Raw genomic sequence first — 2,053 nt, forward strand, 5'->3', positions numbered from 1 at the left:
TCATCGGCGCCGATCGGGCCGCATTCCTGCTTATTCGAGGATGTTACTTGCTCTAAAAACAGAAAGAAGGAGAAAGTGATGAAGGACGTCCCATTTTCCGAGCCGATCACGCTCAAGCTCCAATCCATCGGAGAGCGCAAGGTCGCCAGCAGCTGGGAAGCCATCGAATGTATGCAGCAGTGGCCGGACCGGGCGCGCGGCCGGAGCTGGCGGGCAGCCTATCGCGCCTGCCGCGACGCGCTCGACGGTTGGCGCACCGCCCGCGAGGCTCGCACGGCCTTCGTCAAGGCAGCTCGCACGGCCGGACTGCTTGTCACGAGACGTAAATCCACCTGAACATCAATCCACCTGAACGTCAGGTTCCGGCCGCCGGCAGGCGTGCCGGGGTCGACGAGGATGTCGGAAGGCCCGCTCGGGAATCCAAGCCGCATCCGCTGTCCAACAGACCTGGAATAGCGCCATTATTACAGTGCTTTGGCACTCGACCATGGCGAGTGCCAAAATTTTTTCGGCATCCTCTTGAAAGCCTGGATCGGCAGACTAATTCGATATGCGCGATGCCTGAGCAGGGGTCGCGCACCGTCGCATCGGCCGTTGTACCGGTCGGCTGCGAAGGGAGGTCCAAGAAAATCTGTTTGTCCTATGAGGAGAACGACATGGCGTTCCGTCCATTGCATGACCGTATCCTGGTCCGCCGCATCGAGGTCGACGAGAAGACCGCGGGCGGCATCATCATTCCCGACACCGCCAAGGAAAAGCCGCAGGAAGGCGAAGTCATTGCCGCCGGTCCTGGGGCGCGTGGCGATAGCGGCCAGTTGCAGCCGCTGGACGTCAAGGTCGGCGATCGCATCCTGTTCGGCAAGTGGTCCGGCACCGAGATCAAGCTCAATGGCGAAGACCTGCTCATCATGAAGGAGAGCGACGTGTTGGGCGTGATCGAATTGACCGGCGAAGTGAAGAAGGCCGCCTGAGCGGGGCCGCAACAAGCAGTCCAGTCAACGTAAGCTGCCTATCTTGAAGGAGTTATTCAAATGGCTGCCAAGGATGTGAAATTCCATACCGAAGCCCGCGAGAAGATGTTGCGCGGCGTCGATATCCTCGCCAATGCGGTGAAGGTGACGCTCGGTCCCAAGGGCCGCAACGTCGTCCTCGACAAGTCATTCGGCGCACCGCGCATCACCAAGGACGGCGTGACGGTGGCGAAGGAGATCGAACTTGAGGACAAGTTCGAGAACATGGGCGCGCAGATGGTGCGCGAGGTCGCCTCGAGGACCAGCGACACCGCCGGTGACGGTACCACGACCGCGACGATTCTGGCGCAGTCGATCGTCCAGGAAGGCGCCAAGGCGGTTGCTGCCGGCATGAACCCGATGGACCTGAAGCGCGGCATCGACAAAGCGGTCGAAGCAATCATCGCCGAACTGAAGGCCAATGCCCGCAAGGTGACCAGGAACGACGAGATTGCCCAGGTTGGCGCCATCTCGGCCAATGGCGATGCCGAGATCGGCCGCTTCCTCGCCGAGGCGATGGAAAAGGTCGGCAATGAGGGCGTCATCACTGTCGAGGAAGCCAAGACCGCCGAGACCGAGTTGGAAGTGGTCGAAGGCATGCAGTTCGACCGCGGCTATCTCTCGCCCTATTTCATCACCAACCAGGACAAGATGCGGGTCGAGCTCGAAGAACCCTATGTGCTGATCCACGAGAAGAAGCTCTCCAACCTGCAGGCCATGCTTCCCGTGCTCGAAGCCGCCGTGCAATCCGGCAAGCCGCTGCTGATCATCGCCGAGGACGTCGAAGGCGAGGCGCTGGCGACGCTGGTCGTCAACAAGCTGCGCGGCGGCCTGAAGGTTGCCGCCGTCAAGGCGCCGGGCTTCGGTGACCGCCGCAAGGCCATGCTGGAAGACATCGCCATCCTGACCGGCGGCACGGCTATCTCGGAAGATCTCGGCATCAAGCTTGAGAACGTCACGCTGGAGATGCTCGGCCGCGCCAAGAAGGTGCTGATCGAGAAGGAGAACACCACCATCGTCGACGGTGCCGGCCGCAAGGATGA

The 2,053-nt window shown here is 61.4% G+C and carries 2 protein-coding genes and 1 pseudogene; all 3 read left to right on the forward strand.

What is annotated here, in order from left to right; translation table 11 throughout:
- Window positions 1-78: 78 nt before the first annotated feature.
- Window positions 79-336: a DUF982 domain-containing protein gene (locus tag E5W87_RS20275; protein WP_292401320.1), complete on the forward strand. Its 258-nt coding sequence runs from the start codon at window positions 79-81 to the stop codon at window positions 334-336.
- A 320-nt stretch (window positions 337-656) separates the two neighbouring features.
- Window positions 657-971, forward strand: a complete 315-nt coding sequence (locus tag E5W87_RS20280) for a co-chaperone GroES (protein ID WP_292401323.1) — start codon at window positions 657-659, stop codon at window positions 969-971.
- A 60-nt stretch (window positions 972-1,031) separates the two neighbouring features.
- A pseudogene (gene groEL, locus E5W87_RS20285) lies at window positions 1,032-2,053 on the forward strand (chaperonin GroEL); the annotation flags it as partial.

The sequence above is a fragment of the Mesorhizobium sp. genome (assembly GCF_004962925.1).
Taxonomy (GTDB): domain Bacteria; phylum Pseudomonadota; class Alphaproteobacteria; order Rhizobiales; family Rhizobiaceae; genus Mesorhizobium.